The organism is Rhodovulum sp. YNF3179 (assembly GCF_050586465.1).
Lineage (GTDB): Bacteria > Pseudomonadota > Alphaproteobacteria > Rhodobacterales > Rhodobacteraceae > CAJXYS01.
Map to the genome: position 1 here is coordinate 1 of NZ_JBOCEG010000005.1, position 16,935 is coordinate 16,935.

Genomic DNA, 16,935 nt, shown 5'->3' on the forward strand with positions numbered 1-16,935 from the left:
CCCCCCCCCCCCCCCCCCCCCCCCCCCCCCCCCCCCCCCCCCCCCCCCCCCCCCCCCCCCCCCCCCCCCCCCGCCCGGGCCTCAGGCCCGCACCAGCGTCTCGTAGCTCTCAGCGATGTCGCGGGTCAGCGCCCCGACCTCGAAAGCATAGTCCCCGATCTGGCCCACGGGCGTGACCTCGGCGGCCGTGCCGGTCAGCCAGCACTGCTCGAAGCCTTCCAGTTCCTCGGGCATGATGTGGCGCTCGTGGACGGCGACGCCGCGCTCGCGCAGCATGCCGATGACGGTCTGGCGGGTGATCCCGTTGAGGAAGCAGTCCGGCGTCGGCGTGTGCACCTCGCCATCCTTGACGAAGAAGATGTTGGCGCCGGTCGCCTCGGCCACGTAGCCGCGGTAGTCGAACATCATCGCGTCCGAGCAGCCCCTCGCCTCGGCGGCGTGCTTGGACATGGTGCAGATCATGTAGAGACCGGAGGCCTTGGCGTCGCTCGGGATGGTCTCGGGGCTCGGCCGCTTCCATTTCGAGATGTCGAGCTTGGCGCCCTTCATCTTGGCATCGCCGTAATAGGCGCCCCATTCCCAGACGGCGACGGCCAGGCGCACCGGGTTGCGGTGGCTGGCGACGCCCATGTCCTCGCCCGCGCCGCGCCAGGCGACCGCGCGCACATAGGCGTCCGACAGCCCGTTGGCCTGCATCGCCTCGGCCTTGGCGGCCTCGATCTGGTCGACGGTCCAGGGGATCGGCATGTCGAGCGCCGCGCCCGAGCGCAGCAGCCGCTCGGAGTGGTCGCGGCTCTTGAAGATCCGGCCGCCATAGGCGCGCTCGCCCTCGAAGACGGAAGAGGCGTAGTGCAGCGCGTGCGTCAGCACGTGCACGTTGGCCTCGCGCCACGGCACCAGCGTGCCGTCCATCCAGATGAACCCGTCGCGATCGTCGTAGGTTCCGGCCATGTTGCGTCCTCGTCTTGCTCGGCGGCCCGGCGGGCCACATCGTTTCCATTTATTGCGTCACTTAGGTCCGATCCGGACATAAAGTTTCGCCAAAGCGCAAATCCGCTAGCATTTGATTCTTGGAAAGTCAACAAGGCTGACTTAATATCCTTCGGCAATTCACATCGCGCGAAAGGATCGCCGGACCCATGCAGGACCAGCGCACATCGCCACACCCGGCCGGGGGCGAGAACCTCCTCTTCCTGACCGACGATCAGCTTCGCCGGGGCATCGAGGCGATGTTCTTCGCCTATCGCGGCTTCACCGCCGATCCGGACCGCATCCTCGAGAACTACGCCTATGGCCGGGCGCATCACCGGGCGATCCATTTCATCAATCGCAGTCCTGGCACCACCGTGTCGAACCTGCTGGACGTTCTCGGCGTGACCAAGCAGTCGCTCAACCGCGTGCTGCGAACCCTGATCGAGGACGGCCTCGTCGAAAGCCGCGTCGGCACCCGCGACAAGCGCGAGCGCCATCTCTACCTCACCGAGGAGGGCCGGGCGCTGGAACGCGACCTCTCGGAGGCGCAGCGGCGGCGGATGCGCGCCGCCTACCGCGCCGCCGGACCCGAGGCCGTGGCCGGCTTCCGGCTGGTGCTCGAGCAGATGATGGATCCCCAGATGCGCGCGTGGTTCAATGCCCTGAAGGACGGGGGAAGCTGATGCAGGACATCGCACCGGAGGCCCACCTGCTCATCGTCGACGACGACGAGCGGATCCGTGGGCTCCTGCAGAAATTCCTGATCCGCCACGGCTTCTGGGTCACCGCGGCCCGTGACGCGGCCCAGGCACGGCGCCTGCTGGCCGGGCTCGATTTCGACCTGATGGTGCTCGACGTGATGATGCCCGGCGAGGACGGGATCAGCCTGACCCGCGCCATCCGGGACACCCACACGACGCCGATCCTGCTGCTGACCGCCAAGGGCGATGCCGACGATCGCATCGCCGGGCTGGAAGCCGGTGCCGACGACTACCTGGCCAAGCCGTTCGAGCCGAAGGAACTCCTGCTGCGGATCAACGCGATCCTGCGCCGGGTGCCCGGCGCGGCCGACCAGGCGGCGGAGGTGCCGAAGATGCTGCACCTGGGCCCGGTGCGCTATGACATGGAACGCGGCGAACTCTGGCGCGGCACCGAGTCGGTGCGCCTGACCGCGACCGAGGCGCAGCTGATGCGGATCTTCGCGGCCTGCCCGGGCGAGCCGGTGAGCCGGGCAAAGCTGGTCGAGGACCTGGGCCGCGACCGCGGCCAGGCGCAGGAACGCGCCGTGGATGTCCAGATCACGCGCCTGCGCCGCAAGATCGAGGCCGACCCGAAACAGCCCCGCTACCTGCAAACCGTGCGCGGCGCGGGCTACATGCTGGCGCCGGACTGACGCGACGATGGCTTGCCGCCCTTGCGGGTGGCGCCTACCCTTGCCCGCATGACCACCGCGCTGTTCACCCATGATGACGGGCTCGCCCACGAGACGCCGCCCGGCCACCCCGAGCGGATCGACCGGCTGCACGCCGTCCGGCAGGCGCTGGGCGCCGAACGCTTCGCGCCGCTGCTTCGGGACGAGATGCCGCGCGCGACGGATGCGGATCTGCTGCTCTGCCACCCGCAGGCGCATCTCGACACGCTGGCCGCGGCCGCGCCCGAGACCGGCCTCGTGCCGCTGGACCCCGACACGTGGATGTCGCCGGGGACGCTGCACGCCGCCCGGCGCGCCGTCGGCGGCGCCTGCCGCGCGGTCGACGCGGTGCTGGCCGGCACCGCCGCCAATGCCTTCGTCGCGATGCGCCCGCCGGGCCATCACGCGGAACCCGCCCGCGCCATGGGCTTCTGCTATTTCGGCACCGCGGCCATCGCCGCCCGCCATGCGCTGGACCGTCACGGCCTCGCCCGCGTGGCGGTTCTGGACTTCGACGTCCATCACGGGAACGGCACGCAGGCGATCCTCTGGGACGAACCGCGCAGCTTCTACGGGTCGTCGCACCAGATGCCTCTGTTCCCGGGCACCGGCGCACCCGACGAGACCGGCGCGCACGACACCATCGTGAACGCACCGCTGCGGGCCGGCGCCGGCACCGGCGCCTTCCGGCGTGCCTGGGACGAGACGATCCTGCCGCGCCTCGACGCCTTCGCGCCGGACCTGATCATCGTCTCGGCCGGGTTCGACGCCCATCGCGCCGACCCGCTGGCGAGCCTCGAGCTTGGCATCGACGACTTCGCCTGGATCACCAGCCGGATCTGCGACCTGGCCGACGCGCATGCCGGCGGGCGGGTGGTCTCGACACTGGAGGGTGGTTATGATCTTTCTGCGCTGGCGGCCTCGGCCGCGGCGCATGTGGACGTTTTGATGGAGCGGGGCGAATGAGCGACGGCGACGAGAAACCGGTCGACAAGATGAGCTTCGAGGAAGCGATGCAGGAGCTTGAGCAGGTGGTCGGCCGGCTCGAGACCGGGCAGGTGCCGCTGGAGGACTCGATCAAGCTCTACGAGCGGGGCAATGCGCTGAAAGCCCATTGCGAGGCCAAGCTGAAGCAGGCCGAGGAAAAGGTCGCGCAGATCACGACCGATGCCGAGGGCAACGCCACCGGTACCACCCCGGTCGACGGATCCTGATGTTCGAGAATCGGCTGGCCGTCGCCGCCACCGAGATCCAGGCCGAACTCGACCGCGCCCTCGCGCCCCTCGGGCAGGACGCGCTTGGCGCGGCGATGCGCTATGCCGCGGGCGGCGGCAAGCGGCTTCGCGCCTTCCTCGTGATCGAAGGCGCACGGCTCCACGGCGTGCCGCGCGGCCAGGCGCTGCGCGCGGGCGCGGCGGTGGAATGCGTCCACGCCTATTCCCTCGTGCATGACGACCTGCCCTGCATGGATGACGACGATCTCCGCCGGGGCCAGCCCACCGTGCACGTGAAATGGGACGAGGCGATCGCCGTTCTCGCCGGCGACGCGCTGCAGACCCTGGCCTTCGAGATGCTCGGCGATCCGGCGACCGCGCCGGATCCGGCCCGCCGCATCGACCTGGTCGCCAGCCTTGCCCGGGCGGCCGGCGCCGCGGGCATGGTCGGCGGCCAGGCCAGGGACATCGCCGCCGAGAATGCGTCTGCCCCCCTGACGCTCGACCAGATCACCACGCTCCAGGCCGGCAAGACCGGCGCCCTCATCCGCTGGTCGGCCGAGGCCGGGCCGCGGCTTGCCGGGGCGGACCCGGCCGCGCTCGGCGCCTATGCCGAGGCGCTCGGGCTTGCCTTCCAGATCGCCGACGACATCCTGGACGTGGAGGGCGACGCCGAACGGACCGGCAAGCGCGTCGGAAAGGATGCCGCGGCAGGCAAGGCGACCTTCGTCTCGCTGCTCGGGCTCGACGGGGCAAGGGCCCGTGCCACGGAACTGGCGGAAACCGCATGCGCGGCGCTCGCCCCTTACGGGGCGGACGGCGAAACCTTGCGGCAGGCGGCGCGTTTCGTTATCTCCCGGCAGATGTAATCCGGGGTACAGTCACCGTGACAGATCAGGCCAGGCCCGATACGCCGCTTCTCGACACCATCTCGAGTCCCGCCGACATGAAACGGCTCGGCGACGGCGAGCTGCGCCGGCTGGCCGACGAACTGCGCGCCGAGACCATCTCGGCAGTCTCGGAGACCGGCGGCCACCTGGGCGCGGGGCTCGGCGTGGTGGAGCTGACCGTGGCGCTCCACGCCGTCTTCGACACGCCGCATGACCGGCTGATCTGGGACGTCAGTCACCAGACCTACCCCCACAAGATCCTGACCGGCCGGCGCGACCGCATCCGGACGCTTCGCCAGGGCGGCGGGCTCTCGGGATTCACCAAGCGCTCCGAAAGCCCCTATGACCCCTTCGGCGCGGCCCACAGCTCCACCTCGATCTCGGCCGCGCTGGGCTTCGCGGCCGCGCGCGATCTCGGCGGCGCCCCCGAACACGGCATCGGCGACTGCATCGCCGTGATCGGCGACGGCGCCATGAGCGCGGGCATGGCCTTCGAGGCGATGAACAATGCCGGGCACCTGAAAAAGCGCCTCTTCGTCGTCCTCAACGACAACGAGATGTCCATCGCGCCCCCGGTCGGCGCGATGTCGAACTATCTCTCGCGGCTCTATGCCGGGGCGCCGTTCCAGGAACTCAAGGCCGCCGCGAAGGGCGCGGTGAGCCTCCTGCCGCCGCCCTTCCAGCAGGGCGCCAAGCGCGCCCGGGACATGCTCAAGCACATGACCGTGGGCGGCACGCTTTTCGAAGAGCTGGGCTTTTCCTATGTCGGCCCGATCGACGGGCACGACATGGACCAGTTGCTGGCCGTGCTGCGCACGGTCCATGACAGGGCCGACGGACCGGTGCTGATCCACGCGATCACCCGCAAGGGCAAGGGCTACGCCCCGGCCGAGCAGGCCGCCGACCGCGGCCACGGCGTCGCGAAGTTCGACGTCGTCACCGGCGAGCAGAAGAAGAAACCGTCGAACGCGCCGAGCTATACCAAGGTCTTCGCCCGAACCCTGATCCAGGAAGCCGAGCGTGACCCGCGCATCGTCGCCGTGACCGCGGCCATGCCCGACGGCACCGGGCTCGACCTTTTCGGCGACCGGTTCCCGAACCGCGTCTTCGACGTCGGCATCGCCGAGCAACACGGCGTGACCTTCGCCGCCGGCCTCGCGGCGGGGGGGATGAAGCCCTTCGCGGCGATCTATTCGACCTTCCTGCAGCGTGGCTACGACCAGGTCGTGCACGACGTCGCGATCCAGCGCCTGCCGGTGCGATTCGCCATCGATCGCGCCGGGCTGGTCGGCGCCGACGGCCCGACCCATGCCGGCAGCTTCGACATCGCCTATCTCGCCAACCTGCCCGATTTCGTGGTCATGGCCGCGGCAGACGAGGCCGAACTGGTGCACATGGTCGCCACCGCCGCCGCCATCGACGATCGCCCCTCGGCCTTCCGCTATCCCCGCGGCGAGGGCGTCGGCGTCGAGATGCCGGAGCGCGGCGAGGTGCTGGAGATCGGCAAGGGCCGCATGATCCGCGAGGGCGGCCGGGTCGCCATCCTCTCCTTCGGGGCGCGCCTGGCCGCGGTGCTGGCCGCCTGCGAGAGGCTCGAGGCCCGCGGCATCAGCCCGACCGTGGCGGATGCCCGTTTCGCCAAGCCGCTCGACCGCGAGCTGATCCTGGATCTCGCCGCCGGTCACGAGGCGCTGATCACCATCGAGGAGGGCGCCATCGGCGGGTTCGGCAGCCATGTCGCGCAACTCCTGGCCGAGGCGGGCGTCTTCGACCACGGGCTCAAATACCGCTCGATGGTGCTGCCCGACACCTTCATCGACCAGGACGGCCCCGACGCGATGTACGCCGAAGCCAGGCTTAACGCTCCCGATATCGAGGCGAAGGTGCTCGAGACCCTCGGGATCGCGGAAATGTCCAGCCGACGGGCGTGATCTGCGCCAGGTGGGAACTGGCCTGCGGGTCGAGGATGCGCGACAGGCGTCACCCGTCCCTGGGGCGGCGGGCAATCCGCCCGGACGCGGCATCGTCCGGATCCCGCGCGGCCCGCGCCGGCGGCGGAAACGGGCCCCGCGGCCGCGCAGCGGGCGTGGGGTGACGAAGGGAATGGCGCCGCAGGCGCCGCCGCGCGGTCAGCGCTCGTCCCCGCGCTCCAGTTTCTTCTCGATGGCCTCGAGGCGGGCGAGCACCTGGTCGCGATAGGCGTCCGTGCGCTCGACGTCCTCGGCGTGGTGGGCGTCCTGCATCGAATTCACGATCAGGCCCACCAGCAGGTTCACCACGGCGAAGGTGGTGACCATGATGAAGGGCACGAAGAAGGCCCAGGCATATGGATAGGTCTCCATCACGGGCCGCACGATCCCCATCGACCAGCTTTCCAGCGTCATGATCTGGAAGAGCGAATAGGCCGACCGGCCCAGCGTTCCGAACCACTCGGGAAAGCTGTCGCCGAAGAGCTTGGTCGACATCACCGCGCCGATGTAGAAGATCAGCCCCATGAGCAGGAAGACCGAGCCCATGCCGGGCAGGGCCGTGATGAAACCCTCGACGACCCGGCGCAGCCGCGGCGCGACCGAGACGACGCGCAGCACCCGCAGGATGCGGAGCGCCCGCAGCACGGACATGCTCTGGCTGCCGGGCACCAGCGAGATGCCGACGATCACGAAGTCGAAGAAGCCCCAGCCGGTCTTCAGGTACCGGGGGCCGCGGGCGTAGAGCTTCGCGGCGATCTCGACCACGAAGACCGCGAGGCAGGCCCGGTCGAGCCCCACGATCAGCGGGCCGGCCATCGCCATCAGCGTGTCCGAGGTTTCCATGCCGAGCAGCACGGCGTTGAAGAGGATCACCGCGAAGATGGTGTTGGTCACCGCCGGGCGATCCAGCCAGTCGGCAAGCCTCTCGCGGGGGCTCGGGCGTTTGGGGCGCGTGTCACTCATTGCGGATCGATATGGGCGCGCGTGAACTGCGCTGCAAGCTCAACATGGGCCGACCAGCGGAACTGGTCCACCAGTTGCACCCAATCGAGGCGGAACCCCGCCTCGGTGAGGGTTTTCGCGTCGCGCGCGAAGGTGACGGGGTTGCAGGAGACCGCCGCGATCCGCGGCACGCCCGAGATCGCCAGCGCCTGCGTCTGGGCCGCCGCCCCGGCGCGCGGCGGGTCGATCACCGCCGCGCCGAAGCCGGCCAGCTCATCCGGCTGGAGCGGCCGGCGGAACAGGTCGCGGGTTTCCACCGTCACCGGTTTCAGCCCCTCGCCGTGACGCCAGCCGCGGTCGAGCGCGGCCGTCAGCGCCGCTGTGCCTTCCACGGCATGCACCTCCGCCCGCGCGGCGAGCGGCAGCGCGAAGGTGCCACAGCCCGCGAAGAGATCGACCACCCGCCCGGCGCCCGCCACGGCCTCGGCCACGGCCGAGACCAGCGCGGCCTCTCCCTCGGCGGTGGCCTGCAGGAAGGCGCCGGGTGGCGGTACCACGGCCACGCCCCCGAAACGCTGGATCGGCGGCCGGCGTTCGGCGATCTGCTCGCCGTTCCACGAGAGTCGCGCAAGATCGGCCCCTGCGCCCAGCGCCGCCAGCTCGGCGCGCAGCTCGAGATCGAGCGCCCTGGCCTCGCGCACCTCGAGATCGACGCCCGCCTCCGACCGGGTCATGGCGAAGGCAAGCGCGCCCTTGCGGCTGGCGCCGAGCCGGGTCAGCTTTTCGCAGAGGGGAACGATCGCCAGCAGATCCGGGTGCAGGACGCGGCAGTCCGGCACCGCGACGATGGTGTCCGAGGCGCGCGCGTGAAAGCCCACGATCGCCCCCTTCTTGGTGCGGCGCCCGGCCAGCGTCGCGCGCCGGCGCGCGCCCGGCGGCGACACGGCGGGGGGACGCATCGCGGTCTCCAGCCCCTGCGCGGCCAGCGCGGCCCGGATGACCTGCCGTTTCCAGTCCGTGACGAAATCTTCCGACGCGTGTTGCAGCGCGCAGGCCCCGCATGCGGCGTAATGCGGGCAGGGCGCGCGCACGCGGTCGGACGCGGGCGAGAGGATGCGCGGCGCGTCCATCCGGCCGGCCTCGACGGTGCCCTCGACGATCTCGCCCGGCAAGGCCCGCGGCACGTAAACCGGCCCCGGGGCGATCCCGTCGCCCAGGTGGCCCAGCCGCTCGATCGTCAGCCGCGTGCTCATGCGCCCGCCTTCGGCACCGCGGGGGAAAAGGCCTGGCCCTCGGGCGCGAGGATCGTCGCCTCGCGCAGCCCGTGCGGCTTGTCCGCCGGGGGTTCCAGCACGATGCCGCCCGCGGCCTCGGCCCGCATCGCCGCGGTATCCGGGTCGATCCCGAAGAGGTAGATCTGGATGCCCGCGCCGCGCAGGCCCGCCTCGGGCAGGAGCCCGTGCAGCGGGTGGGCGCCATAGGTCGCGTCCGCATGCACCTGGATCAGCGCATCGCCATGGCGCAGGATGGCGAAGTCGGCGCTGACGCGGTGGGCCGAAAGCCCGAAGACCGCGGTCATGAACCCGGCCAGCCCGGCGACGTCGCGGGTCAGGATGTTGATGCCGACGCCGGCCAGGCTCTGGCCGAATTCCTCGGCCGATACGGTTTCGAGATCCATGGAACGGGCTCCGCTGACGGCATGATCCCGGGGACGGTACGGGCCGGCGGCAGCGGCCGCAAGCGGCGCGGCGCACGGGGTCCCGCCCGGTCGCCTACTCCGCCGCAGCGTCGATCCCGATGAAGCCCCCGGACTGGCGGTTCCAGTACCCGGCATAGAGCCCGCCCTTCGCCAGCAGCTCGGCATGGGTGCCGTCCTCCACGATCCGGCCGGCATCGAGCACCACGATCCGGTCCATCTCGGCGATGGTCGAGAGCCGGTGCGCGATGGCGATCACGGTCTTGCCTTCCATCACCCGGTGAAGCGCCTGCTGGATCGTCGCCTCGACCTCCGAGTCCAGCGCCGACGTCGCCTCGTCCAGCACAAGGACGGGCGCATCCTTCAGGATCGCGCGGGCCAGCGCGATGCGCTGGCGCTGTCCGCCCGAGAGCTTGACCCCGCGCTCGCCCAGATGGGCGTCGTATCCGCTGCGCCCGCGGGTGTCGCGCAGGCCGAGGATGAACGCATGCGCCTCGGCCTGTTTCGCGGCGGCGATCATGTCGTCATCGGACGCGTCCGGCCGGCCGTACAGGATGTTCTCGCGCGCGGAGCGATTGAACATGGCGGTTTCCTGCGTGACCATCCCGATCTGCCGGCGCAGGCTTTCCTGGGTCACGTCCCGCAGGTCCCGGCCGTCCACGGTAACGCGCCCGGTCTCGGGATCGTAGAGGCGCAGCAAAAGCGCGACCAGCGTTGATTTCCCCGCCCCAGAGGCGCCGACCAGGCCCAGTTTCTCGCCCGGCGCCACCGTCAGCGTCACGTCGCGCAGCCCGCCGGTTTCGCGGCCATAGGTGAAGGTCACGCCCTCGAAGCCGATCCGCCCCGCGACATGGGGCAGGTCGGCCGCATCCGGCGCGTCGGTGAGCCCGTGGGGCGGGGTCAGCGTCCGCATCCCGTCCTCGGCCTCGCCGACATTCGAATAGATCGCCATCAGCGTGAAACTGACCCAGCCGGTCATCTGCGCGATGCGGATCGAAACGGCCCCCGCCGCGGCGATATCGCCCGGGCTCGCGATACCCTTCGTCCAGAGCCAGAGCGTCAACCCGACGAGCAGCACCGGCAGGATACCGGCCAGCGTCATCAGCGAGAAGCGGAAGGCGACGGCGACCCGCCCGAAGCCGAGCGCATGGTCGCGGAATTCCTCCATCGCGCCGAGCGCGGCGTGGTCCTCGTGCTCGGAATGGGCGAAGAGCTTGACCGTCTTGATGTTCGTGACCGTGTCCACCACCTGGCCGGACACCATCGCCCGCGCCCCCGCCCGCGCCTTCGACCGGGCGCGGATGCGCGGCAGAAAGAGCCGGATCAGCGCGATATAGGCCACGAGCCAGATCGCCAGCGTCACCGCGACCCGCCAGTCGATCGCCCCGAGCAGGGCCGCCGCGCCGACCAGCGAGGCCAGTGCGAAGGCGACCACGTTGATCACCTCGACCAGCACGTCCGTCACGGCGCGGGCCGTCTGCATCTGCTTCTGCGCGATGCGCCCGGCGAAATCCTCGTCGAAGAAACTGACCGCCTGGCCCAGCGTGTGCCGGTGCAGCCGCGACAGGACCAGCGGCAGGACATTGGGCTGCACGACGATCGAGGTGGTCGCGGAACTGGCCGCGAAGGTGATCGGGCGCAGGATCACGAAGAAGGCGAGAACCGCGAGCAGCATACCGCCGTTCTCGGCGAAGAAGGCCGCCGGCCCGCTGGCCAGCGCGGTGTCGATCACGTGCCCGAGGATCAGCGCGGTCACCACCTCGACGACCCCCGCCGCCATCGAGACCACGCCCCCCAGGATCAGCACAGGCCAGGCACCGGCGAGACACCAGCGGAAAAAGGCCGCCAGCGTCCGCGGCGGCGGCCCGACCGCCGGGCGGAACGCGTCGATGAGACCCGCGAGCCAGGTCATTCCGCGGCCTCGTCGGTGCCGATGAACCCGCCCGACTGCCGCGCCCAGAAGCTGGCATAGGCCCCGCCACGGGCCAGCAGCTCTTCGTGGGTGCCGTCCTCGGCCACGTGCCCGTCGTCCAGCACGATGATCCGGTCGAGCCGCGCGATGGTGGACAGCCGGTGCGCGATGGCGATCACCGTCTTGCCTTCCATGAGGCCGTAAAGCGTGGTCTGGATCGCGGCCTCGACCTCGGAGTCGAGCGCCGAGGTCGCCTCGTCCAGCACGAGGATCGGCGCGTTCTTGAGGATCACCCGGGCCAGCGCGATGCGCTGGCGCTGCCCGCCCGAGAGCTTGACCCCGCGCTCGCCGACATGGGCGTCATAGCCCCGGCGGCCGGCGGAATCCTCGAGATCGAGTATGAAATCATGTGCCTCGGCCCGCCTGGCGGCCTCGACCATCTCGGCCTCGCCGGCATCGGGGCGCCCATAGAGGATATTGTCCCGGACCGAGCGGTGCATCAGCGCGCTGTCCTGCGTGACCATCCCGATCTGGCGGCGCAGGCTGTCCTGCGTGACATGCGAGATGTCCTGCCCGTCGATCAACACGCGCCCCGCCTCGCTGTCGTAGAAGCGCAGCAGCAGCTTCACCAGCGTGGACTTTCCCGCCCCGGAACGCCCGACGATCCCGACCTTTTCGCCGGGCGCGACGGTCAGCGTCACATCCTGCAAGCCGCCCCGGCCGCGCCCGTAGTGATGGCTGACGCCCTCGAAGCGGATCTCGCCCCGCGCGACGTCGAGCGCCCCCGCCCCGGGCCTGTCCGTCAGCGCGATGGGCTGGGCGATGGTCTCCATCCCCTCGGCCACGACGCCGAGCTGGCGAAAGAAGCTCGACAGCGCCCACATGATCCAGCCGGTCATCGCGTTGAGCCGCAGCGTCAGCGCCGCCGCCGCGGCGACGATCCCGACCGACGCCGTGCCCTGCGCCCAGAGCAGGATCGCCCAGCCGACGACGCCCACGATCAGCACACCGTTGATCAGCGTCAGCGCGACATCCATCGTGGTGAAGATCCGCATCTCCCGGGCGAAGGTGCGGCGCGCGTCCTCGATCGCTTCCCTGGCATAGGCCATCTCGTTGTCGTGCTGGGCGAACAGCTTGACCGAGTCGATGTTGGTATAGGCGTCGACCACCCGGCCGGTGACGGCCGAGCGCGCGTCGGCCGCGGCTTTCGACGCCGGTCCGACCCGGCGCATCGTCCAGCGCACCAGCCAGGCATAAAGCCCGAGCCACAGCAGCAGCGGCAGCGCCAGACGCGGATCGGCATCGGTCAGCAGGATCAGCGAGCCGATCATGTAGGCGACCGAGAAGGTGATGGCGTCGAAGAGCTGGAACACCGCCTCGCCGGCGGCGGGCGGGGTCTGCATGATCCGGTTCGCGATCCGCCCCGCGAAATCGTTTTCGAACCAGCCCACCGACTGGCGCAGAACCTGCCCGTGCGCCCGCCAGCGGAAGAGCGTGCCGTAATTCGGCAGGATCGCGTTGTTGATCACCGCCACGTCGAGCCCCTGCAGCAGCGGGCGGATCACGAGAATGAACGCCGCGATCCCGATCAGCTCCCAGGCATGATCGGCCAGCACCACGGCCGGTTCGCCGGTGGACAGAAGATCGACCACCCGGCCCATGTAGAAGATGAGCCCCACCTCGACGAAGGCGACGATCACCGACAGCAGCGTGGCCAGCGCGAAGACCTTTCGGAAGGGCTGCGACCAGCCGCGCATGAACGGCCAGAGCCGGCGCGGCGGGGCGTCGGTCTGGGCATGGGCGGTATAGGGATCGACCAGGCTTTCGAAAAAGCGGAACATTCCGGCGCCTTTCTTCATCTCTCCGGATATAGCCCGGCGCCTAGAGGAAGACCATGACGGCCGATCCCGCCAGCGCCGCCGCCATCACGCCCATGAAGATCGACCAGGCGCGCGGCGTCGTCAGCAGGTAGGTCAAGAGAGATCCCGCCCAGCTCCAGAACAGGCAGACGAAGAGGTTGATCCCGGAGAAGGCCGCGGCAAGCCGCAGCGCCTCGACTTCCGGCGAGAGCCCGGCCGGGTACCCGGCCGAGGCCGCCAGGGCCACCGCCCAGACCTTGGGGTTAACCCATTGGAACAGCACCGCCTGCACCAGCGTGAAGGGCCGGTCGACCCGCGCGCTCCGCGGCCGGCGGGCGGCGGTCGCCAGGCGCCAGGCCATCCACAGGATCCAGCCCGCCGCCGCCAGTTGCAGCGCCAGCTTCAGGCCGGGCGCCGCAAGCAGAAGCGCCGCCACGCCCAGCCCGGCCACCGCGGCGATGACGCCCACGCCCAGCGCCACGCCCGCCACATGGGGCAGGGTGCGGCGAAAGCCGAAGCGCGCGCCGGACGCGGTCAGCAGGATGACGTTCGGGCCCGGCGAGAACAGCCCGGCGAAGACGAAGAGATAAAGCGGGTCGATCCCCATGTCAGCCGCGGAAGAGCAGCACGACCGAGACGACGATCAGCCCGGCCATGACCCGGTTGAACCACGTCAGCCGGTCGTCGGTCGTCAGCCACCGCGTCAGGATCCGGCCCGCGCCCGCCCAGGTGGAGGCCGACAGCAACCCGACCGCCACAAAGGTCGCCGCGACAATCCCGGCGGTGACCAGCGGCGCCGCGCCGCTGATGAACTGCGCGGTGACGCCGACCGCCATGGCCCAGGCCTTGGGATTGATCCATTGGAACCCCGCGGCCTCGACGAAGGTGAAGGGCCGCGGCGCCGCGCCCCGCGCGCCAAGCCCGCCGGAGCGTGCGATCTGCCAGGCCACCCAGAGCATCAGCGCCGCCCCGCCCCAGCGCAGGGTCTCGCGCAGAAGCGCGCTGGCCTGGAACAGCTCGCCGAGGAACAGCCCGACGAGAAAGATCATCAGCGGGAACCCGAGCGCGATCCCGAGCACGTGCGGCACGGTCCGGCGCAGCCCGAAGGTCGCGCCGGAACTGGCCACCAGCGCGTTGTTCGGGCCCGGCGTCCAGGCCGCCGCAACGGCAAGGCCCAACAGGCTGAGAAAGGTATCGAACGGCATCGCGGCCCCGATAGGTCGGAATTACTGACCCAGTCTGCGGCGCCCCCCGCGGGGCGTCAAGCGAGAAGCTCCGCCCTGGTCAGCGCGAAGTCGGAGGCGATCCATCTCGCCTCCAGGTCCTGCAGCTTCCGGCCCAGCGCGGCGCCCTGGTGATCGGGCATCAGGTCACGGGGCTTGACCGGGAAGACGGCCGCCGCGCCGCGGGCGGCCTCTGTCTCGAGATCCCGCGGAAGCGGCTGGCCGGAAAGCGCGGCCCGGACGAGTCCCACGTCGCGCGCGATCCCGTGCCCGTGGCGATAGCCCAGGACGGCGATCGGATCGCCGGAGTCGAGACCGGCGCGCAGGCGCTCCAGGTGCCGCTGGTCGGCCTTGGAGAGCCGCAGCCGTTCGGCCGGTTCCGCGCCGCCGATCACGGCGATGCGCCGGCGCCAGTCCGGGGGGACCCCGGCCGCGCGTTCCAGGTGGACCAGGACGGGCAGGGCCCGCGGATCGGCGCCCGGCAACACGTGGATCAGCACGCCCGCCTGCGCCATCGCCGCGACCGCGGGCGCCGGGTCCGGCGCGCCCAGCAGCTTGCGCGTCTCCGCCCCGATCCGCTCGCGCGAGAGGCGGTCCATACCGCCGGCCAGCTCGGCACAGGCGGCCAGGCCGTCGGGGTCGAGCCCGGCCGCCGGGTCGCCGTACCAGGCGTGAAAGCGGAAAAACCGCAGGATGCGGAGATAATCCTCGCGGATCCGGTCATGCGGGTCGTCGATGAACCGCACCCGCCGCGCCCGCAGGTCCGGCAGACCGCCCAGCGGATCGAGCACCGTGCCGTCGGCGCGCGCGTAAAGCGCGTTCATGGTGAAGTCGCGGCGATGCGCGTCTTCCTCCACCCGGTCGGCATAGGCGATCGTCGCGCGACGGCCGTCGGTTTCCACGTCCCGGCGGAAGGTCGTGACCTCGTGCCCCACCTTGTTGGCCACCACCGTGACGGTCCCGTGCTCGATGCCCGTGGGCACCGCCTTCAGGCCGGCGGCTGCGGCGATCTCCATGACCCGTTCGGGCCGGGCGTCGGTGGCGATGTCGACGTCGGAGACCGCGACGCCGAGAAGCGCGTTGCGCACGCAGCCGCCCACCGCCAGGGCCTGGTGGCCGGCCGCTTCCAGAACGGCCATCACCGCCTGCGTATCGTCGCTGTCGAGCCAGGAGCCCGTCACACGGGTCATTCTGCCATTCCCTCGGCCAGGCCGCGCAGGATGCGCGCGGTCGCGCCCCAGATATAATAGGGGCCCCAGGGCACCGTATAGTAGTGTCGCCACTGTCCCCGCCAGCGCCGGCGCTGCACCGAGTAGCGGCCGGGATCGCAGAGATGGGCGAAGGGCAGGTCGAAGACCTCCTCGACCTCGCCGGCCTCCGGGACCGGGCGGAACGGCGCCCGGATCCTCGCCACGAAGGGCGTCACGGTGAAGCCGGTAACGGTCTCGTGCGGGGCGAGCGCGCCGAGGAGGGCGACATTGTCCGGGTCGAGGCCGATCTCCTCGCGCGCCTCGCGCAGCGCGGTCGCCGCGAGATCGGCGTCGCCCTCGTCGCGCTTGCCCCCCGGAAAGGCGATCTGGCCCGGATGATGCTTGAGATGCGAGGCACGCTTGGTCAGGTAAAGCCGGAGATCCCCGCGGTCCGTGCAGTGCAGGGGCACGAGCACGGCCGCCGGGCGCAGGCGCCGCCCCTCTGGCAGGACGACCGAGGGGTTGAGGTCGAAATCCGACGACTCGCCGCCCGCCCGGTCGAGCGCGGCCCGGACCGGCGCGAAGGGATCAGCCCCGCCGGTCACCGTCGTCCTCCGGACGGCGGGTGGCCTCGAAGCCGAGCGTGGCCGGATCGAGCTCGTAATGCGCGCCGCAGAACTGGCAGTCGGCCGTGACCACGCCCGCCTCCGTCGTCATGGTGGCGATGTCCTTGGCCGAATAGATCGACAGGCTCTGGCGCACCTTGTCGGCATTGCAGGTGCAGCCGAAGGCGACCGGCTGGGCGTCGAAGACGCGCGGCACCTCCTCGTGGAAAAGCCGCACCAGAAGCTCGTGCGGCGCCACGTGCGGGCCGATCAGCTCGGTGTCCTCGACGGTGTCGAGCAGCTTGTTGGCGCGGTTCCAGTTCTCGCCCTCGCGCCCCGAGACGAGATCGTCCGCCGTCAGCAGGCCGGACTCGCCCGAGCCGCCCTCGCCGGTCGCATGGGGCGACGCCTTCGGCATGTGCTGAAGCATCACGCCCCCCGCGCGCCAATGCTCGCCCGATCCCGGCTCGGCAGCGCGGCCCATCGACAGCGCGAAACGGGTCGGCAGCTGTTCGGACTGGGCAAAATAGGTTTCCGCGCACGCCCGCAGCGACCCGCCTGCCAGCGGCGTGATCCCCTGGTAGGGGGCCATGCCCTTGCCCTGGTCGATCAGGATGGCGAAATAGCCTTGCCCGATCAGGTCGAACGGCGCCGCGTCGCTCGCCGCGAGCCGCGCCTCGTCGAAGCTGGCCCAGGCGCGGATCTGCGCCGGTTCGCCCTCGGCCTTGGGGGCGAAATAGTCGGTGGCGATCAGGCGCAGCGGGCCGTCGCCCCGAATCTGCAGCGACAGTTTCCAGCGCAGCTTGATGGTCTGCCCGATCATCACCGTCAGCATCGCCGCCTCGGCGACCATCGCCTCGACCCGCGCCGGATAGGCGTGCTGCGCGAGCACGCGGTCGAGCACCCCGTCCAGCCGCGCGACCCGGCCGCGGATATCCGACCGGTCGAGCTGGAAGGGCAGGACGGTGTCGTCCCAGGCGATTTTCTGCGTCAGGGTCATGTGATGGGGTTTCCTCGGCTCGGGGGCGTTGGCATACCGCGTCTATATAGT

The 16,935-nt window shown here is 70.7% G+C and carries 17 protein-coding genes; 6 read left to right on the forward strand and 11 right to left on the reverse strand.

What is annotated here, in order from left to right; translation table 11 throughout:
- Nucleotides 1-81: 81 nt before the first annotated feature.
- Nucleotides 82-951 carry a branched-chain amino acid aminotransferase gene (locus ACQ5SP_RS09730; protein ID WP_430938171.1) on the reverse strand — a complete coding sequence of 290 codons (870 nt, stop codon included), beginning with the start codon at nt 949-951 and terminating at the stop codon, nt 82-84.
- Between the two features lie 188 nt (nt 952-1,139).
- Here ACQ5SP_RS09730 and ACQ5SP_RS09735 point away from each other — a divergent pair, with 188 nt between their 5' ends.
- From ACQ5SP_RS09735 to dxs, 6 genes are read left to right on the forward strand one after another with little or no spacing between them, the layout of a single operon-like run.
- Nucleotides 1,140-1,655: a MarR family winged helix-turn-helix transcriptional regulator gene (locus tag ACQ5SP_RS09735; protein WP_430938172.1), complete on the forward strand. Its 516-nt coding sequence runs from the start codon at nt 1,140-1,142 to the stop codon at nt 1,653-1,655.
- Nucleotides 1,655-2,365: a response regulator gene (locus ACQ5SP_RS09740; RefSeq protein WP_430938173.1), complete on the forward strand. Its 711-nt coding sequence runs from the start codon at nt 1,655-1,657 to the stop codon at nt 2,363-2,365. The genes ACQ5SP_RS09735 and ACQ5SP_RS09740 overlap by 1 nt, the downstream gene beginning before the upstream one ends.
- 48 nt (nt 2,366-2,413) lie before the next feature.
- Complete coding sequence (locus tag ACQ5SP_RS09745) at nt 2,414-3,349, forward strand: histone deacetylase family protein (protein ID WP_430938174.1); 936 nt, start codon at nt 2,414-2,416, stop codon at nt 3,347-3,349.
- Nucleotides 3,346-3,597: an exodeoxyribonuclease VII small subunit gene (locus tag ACQ5SP_RS09750; protein WP_430938175.1), complete on the forward strand. Its 252-nt coding sequence runs from the start codon at nt 3,346-3,348 to the stop codon at nt 3,595-3,597. Before ACQ5SP_RS09745 ends, ACQ5SP_RS09750 begins: the two co-directional genes overlap by 4 nt.
- Complete coding sequence (locus tag ACQ5SP_RS09755; RefSeq protein ID WP_430938176.1) at nt 3,597-4,466, forward strand: polyprenyl synthetase family protein; 870 nt, start codon at nt 3,597-3,599, stop codon at nt 4,464-4,466. The genes ACQ5SP_RS09750 and ACQ5SP_RS09755 overlap by 1 nt, the downstream gene beginning before the upstream one ends.
- A 17-nt stretch (nt 4,467-4,483) precedes the next feature.
- The gene (dxs, locus tag ACQ5SP_RS09760) at nt 4,484-6,418 is read left to right on the forward strand and encodes a 1-deoxy-D-xylulose-5-phosphate synthase (RefSeq protein ID WP_430938177.1); all 1,935 of its coding nucleotides are present in this window, start codon (nt 4,484-4,486) and stop codon (nt 6,416-6,418) included.
- Nucleotides 6,419-6,616: 198 nt separating this feature from the next.
- On the opposite strand, the gene ACQ5SP_RS09765 is transcribed toward dxs, so the two are convergent.
- The 10 genes from ACQ5SP_RS09765 to ACQ5SP_RS09810 form a co-directional block, all read right to left on the reverse strand.
- Entirely contained in the window at nt 6,617-7,420 is an 804-nt protein-coding gene (locus ACQ5SP_RS09765; RefSeq protein ID WP_430938178.1) for an ion transporter, read from the reverse strand.
- Nucleotides 7,417-8,652 (reverse strand): class I SAM-dependent RNA methyltransferase, encoded by a 1,236-nt coding sequence (locus tag ACQ5SP_RS09770; protein WP_430938179.1) that lies wholly within the window; start codon nt 8,650-8,652, stop codon nt 7,417-7,419. Before ACQ5SP_RS09770 ends, ACQ5SP_RS09765 begins: the two co-directional genes overlap by 4 nt.
- On the reverse strand, nt 8,649-9,077 hold the full coding sequence (locus ACQ5SP_RS09775; protein WP_430938180.1) for a glyoxalase: 429 nt from the start codon (nt 9,075-9,077) through the stop codon (nt 8,649-8,651). Before ACQ5SP_RS09775 ends, ACQ5SP_RS09770 begins: the two co-directional genes overlap by 4 nt.
- A gap of 94 nt (nt 9,078-9,171) precedes the next feature.
- Complete coding sequence (locus ACQ5SP_RS09780) at nt 9,172-11,007, reverse strand: ABC transporter ATP-binding protein (RefSeq protein WP_430938181.1); 1,836 nt, start codon at nt 11,005-11,007, stop codon at nt 9,172-9,174.
- Nucleotides 11,004-12,848 (reverse strand): ABC transporter ATP-binding protein, encoded by a 1,845-nt coding sequence (locus ACQ5SP_RS09785; protein WP_430938182.1) that lies wholly within the window; start codon nt 12,846-12,848, stop codon nt 11,004-11,006. Before ACQ5SP_RS09785 ends, ACQ5SP_RS09780 begins: the two co-directional genes overlap by 4 nt.
- Before the next feature lie 40 nt (nt 12,849-12,888).
- Nucleotides 12,889-13,473, reverse strand: coding sequence for a LysE family translocator (locus tag ACQ5SP_RS09790; RefSeq protein ID WP_430938183.1), 585 nt, complete (start codon nt 13,471-13,473; stop codon nt 12,889-12,891).
- A gap of 1 nt (nt 13,474) precedes the next feature.
- On the reverse strand, nt 13,475-14,071 hold the full coding sequence (locus ACQ5SP_RS09795) for a LysE family translocator (RefSeq protein ID WP_430938184.1): 597 nt from the start codon (nt 14,069-14,071) through the stop codon (nt 13,475-13,477).
- Nucleotides 14,072-14,127: 56 nt separating this feature from the next.
- Entirely contained in the window at nt 14,128-15,279 is a 1,152-nt protein-coding gene (locus tag ACQ5SP_RS09800; RefSeq protein WP_430938185.1) for a CCA tRNA nucleotidyltransferase, read from the reverse strand.
- The gene (locus tag ACQ5SP_RS09805; protein ID WP_430938186.1) at nt 15,276-15,884 is read right to left on the reverse strand and encodes a CoA pyrophosphatase; all 609 of its coding nucleotides are present in this window, start codon (nt 15,882-15,884) and stop codon (nt 15,276-15,278) included. Before ACQ5SP_RS09805 ends, ACQ5SP_RS09800 begins: the two co-directional genes overlap by 4 nt.
- The gene (locus ACQ5SP_RS09810; RefSeq protein ID WP_430938187.1) at nt 15,868-16,884 is read right to left on the reverse strand and encodes an Hsp33 family molecular chaperone HslO; all 1,017 of its coding nucleotides are present in this window, start codon (nt 16,882-16,884) and stop codon (nt 15,868-15,870) included. Before ACQ5SP_RS09810 ends, ACQ5SP_RS09805 begins: the two co-directional genes overlap by 17 nt.
- Between the last annotated feature and the right edge of the window lie 51 nt (nt 16,885-16,935).

Coding starts and splice junctions, on each gene's coding strand:
- ACQ5SP_RS09730 (WP_430938171.1), bottom strand. CDS start 951: ATGGCCGGAACCTACGACGATCGCGACGGGTTCATCTGGATGGACGGC.
- ACQ5SP_RS09735 (WP_430938172.1), top strand. CDS start 1,140: ATGCAGGACCAGCGCACATCGCCACACCCGGCCGGGGGCGAGAACCTC.
- ACQ5SP_RS09740 (WP_430938173.1), top strand. CDS start 1,655: ATGCAGGACATCGCACCGGAGGCCCACCTGCTCATCGTCGACGACGAC.
- ACQ5SP_RS09745 (WP_430938174.1), top strand. CDS start 2,414: ATGACCACCGCGCTGTTCACCCATGATGACGGGCTCGCCCACGAGACG.
- ACQ5SP_RS09750 (WP_430938175.1), top strand. CDS start 3,346: ATGAGCGACGGCGACGAGAAACCGGTCGACAAGATGAGCTTCGAGGAA.
- ACQ5SP_RS09755 (WP_430938176.1), top strand. CDS start 3,597: ATGTTCGAGAATCGGCTGGCCGTCGCCGCCACCGAGATCCAGGCCGAA.
- ACQ5SP_RS09765 (WP_430938178.1), bottom strand. CDS start 7,420: ATGAGTGACACGCGCCCCAAACGCCCGAGCCCCCGCGAGAGGCTTGCC.
- ACQ5SP_RS09770 (WP_430938179.1), bottom strand. CDS start 8,652: ATGAGCACGCGGCTGACGATCGAGCGGCTGGGCCACCTGGGCGACGGG.
- ACQ5SP_RS09775 (WP_430938180.1), bottom strand. CDS start 9,077: ATGGATCTCGAAACCGTATCGGCCGAGGAATTCGGCCAGAGCCTGGCC.
- ACQ5SP_RS09780 (WP_430938181.1), bottom strand. CDS start 11,007: ATGACCTGGCTCGCGGGTCTCATCGACGCGTTCCGCCCGGCGGTCGGG.
- ACQ5SP_RS09785 (WP_430938182.1), bottom strand. CDS start 12,848: ATGTTCCGCTTTTTCGAAAGCCTGGTCGATCCCTATACCGCCCATGCC.
- ACQ5SP_RS09790 (WP_430938183.1), bottom strand. CDS start 13,473: ATGGGGATCGACCCGCTTTATCTCTTCGTCTTCGCCGGGCTGTTCTCG.
- ACQ5SP_RS09795 (WP_430938184.1), bottom strand. CDS start 14,071: ATGCCGTTCGATACCTTTCTCAGCCTGTTGGGCCTTGCCGTTGCGGCG.
- ACQ5SP_RS09800 (WP_430938185.1), bottom strand. CDS start 15,279: ATGACCCGTGTGACGGGCTCCTGGCTCGACAGCGACGATACGCAGGCG.
- ACQ5SP_RS09810 (WP_430938187.1), bottom strand. CDS start 16,884: ATGACCCTGACGCAGAAAATCGCCTGGGACGACACCGTCCTGCCCTTC.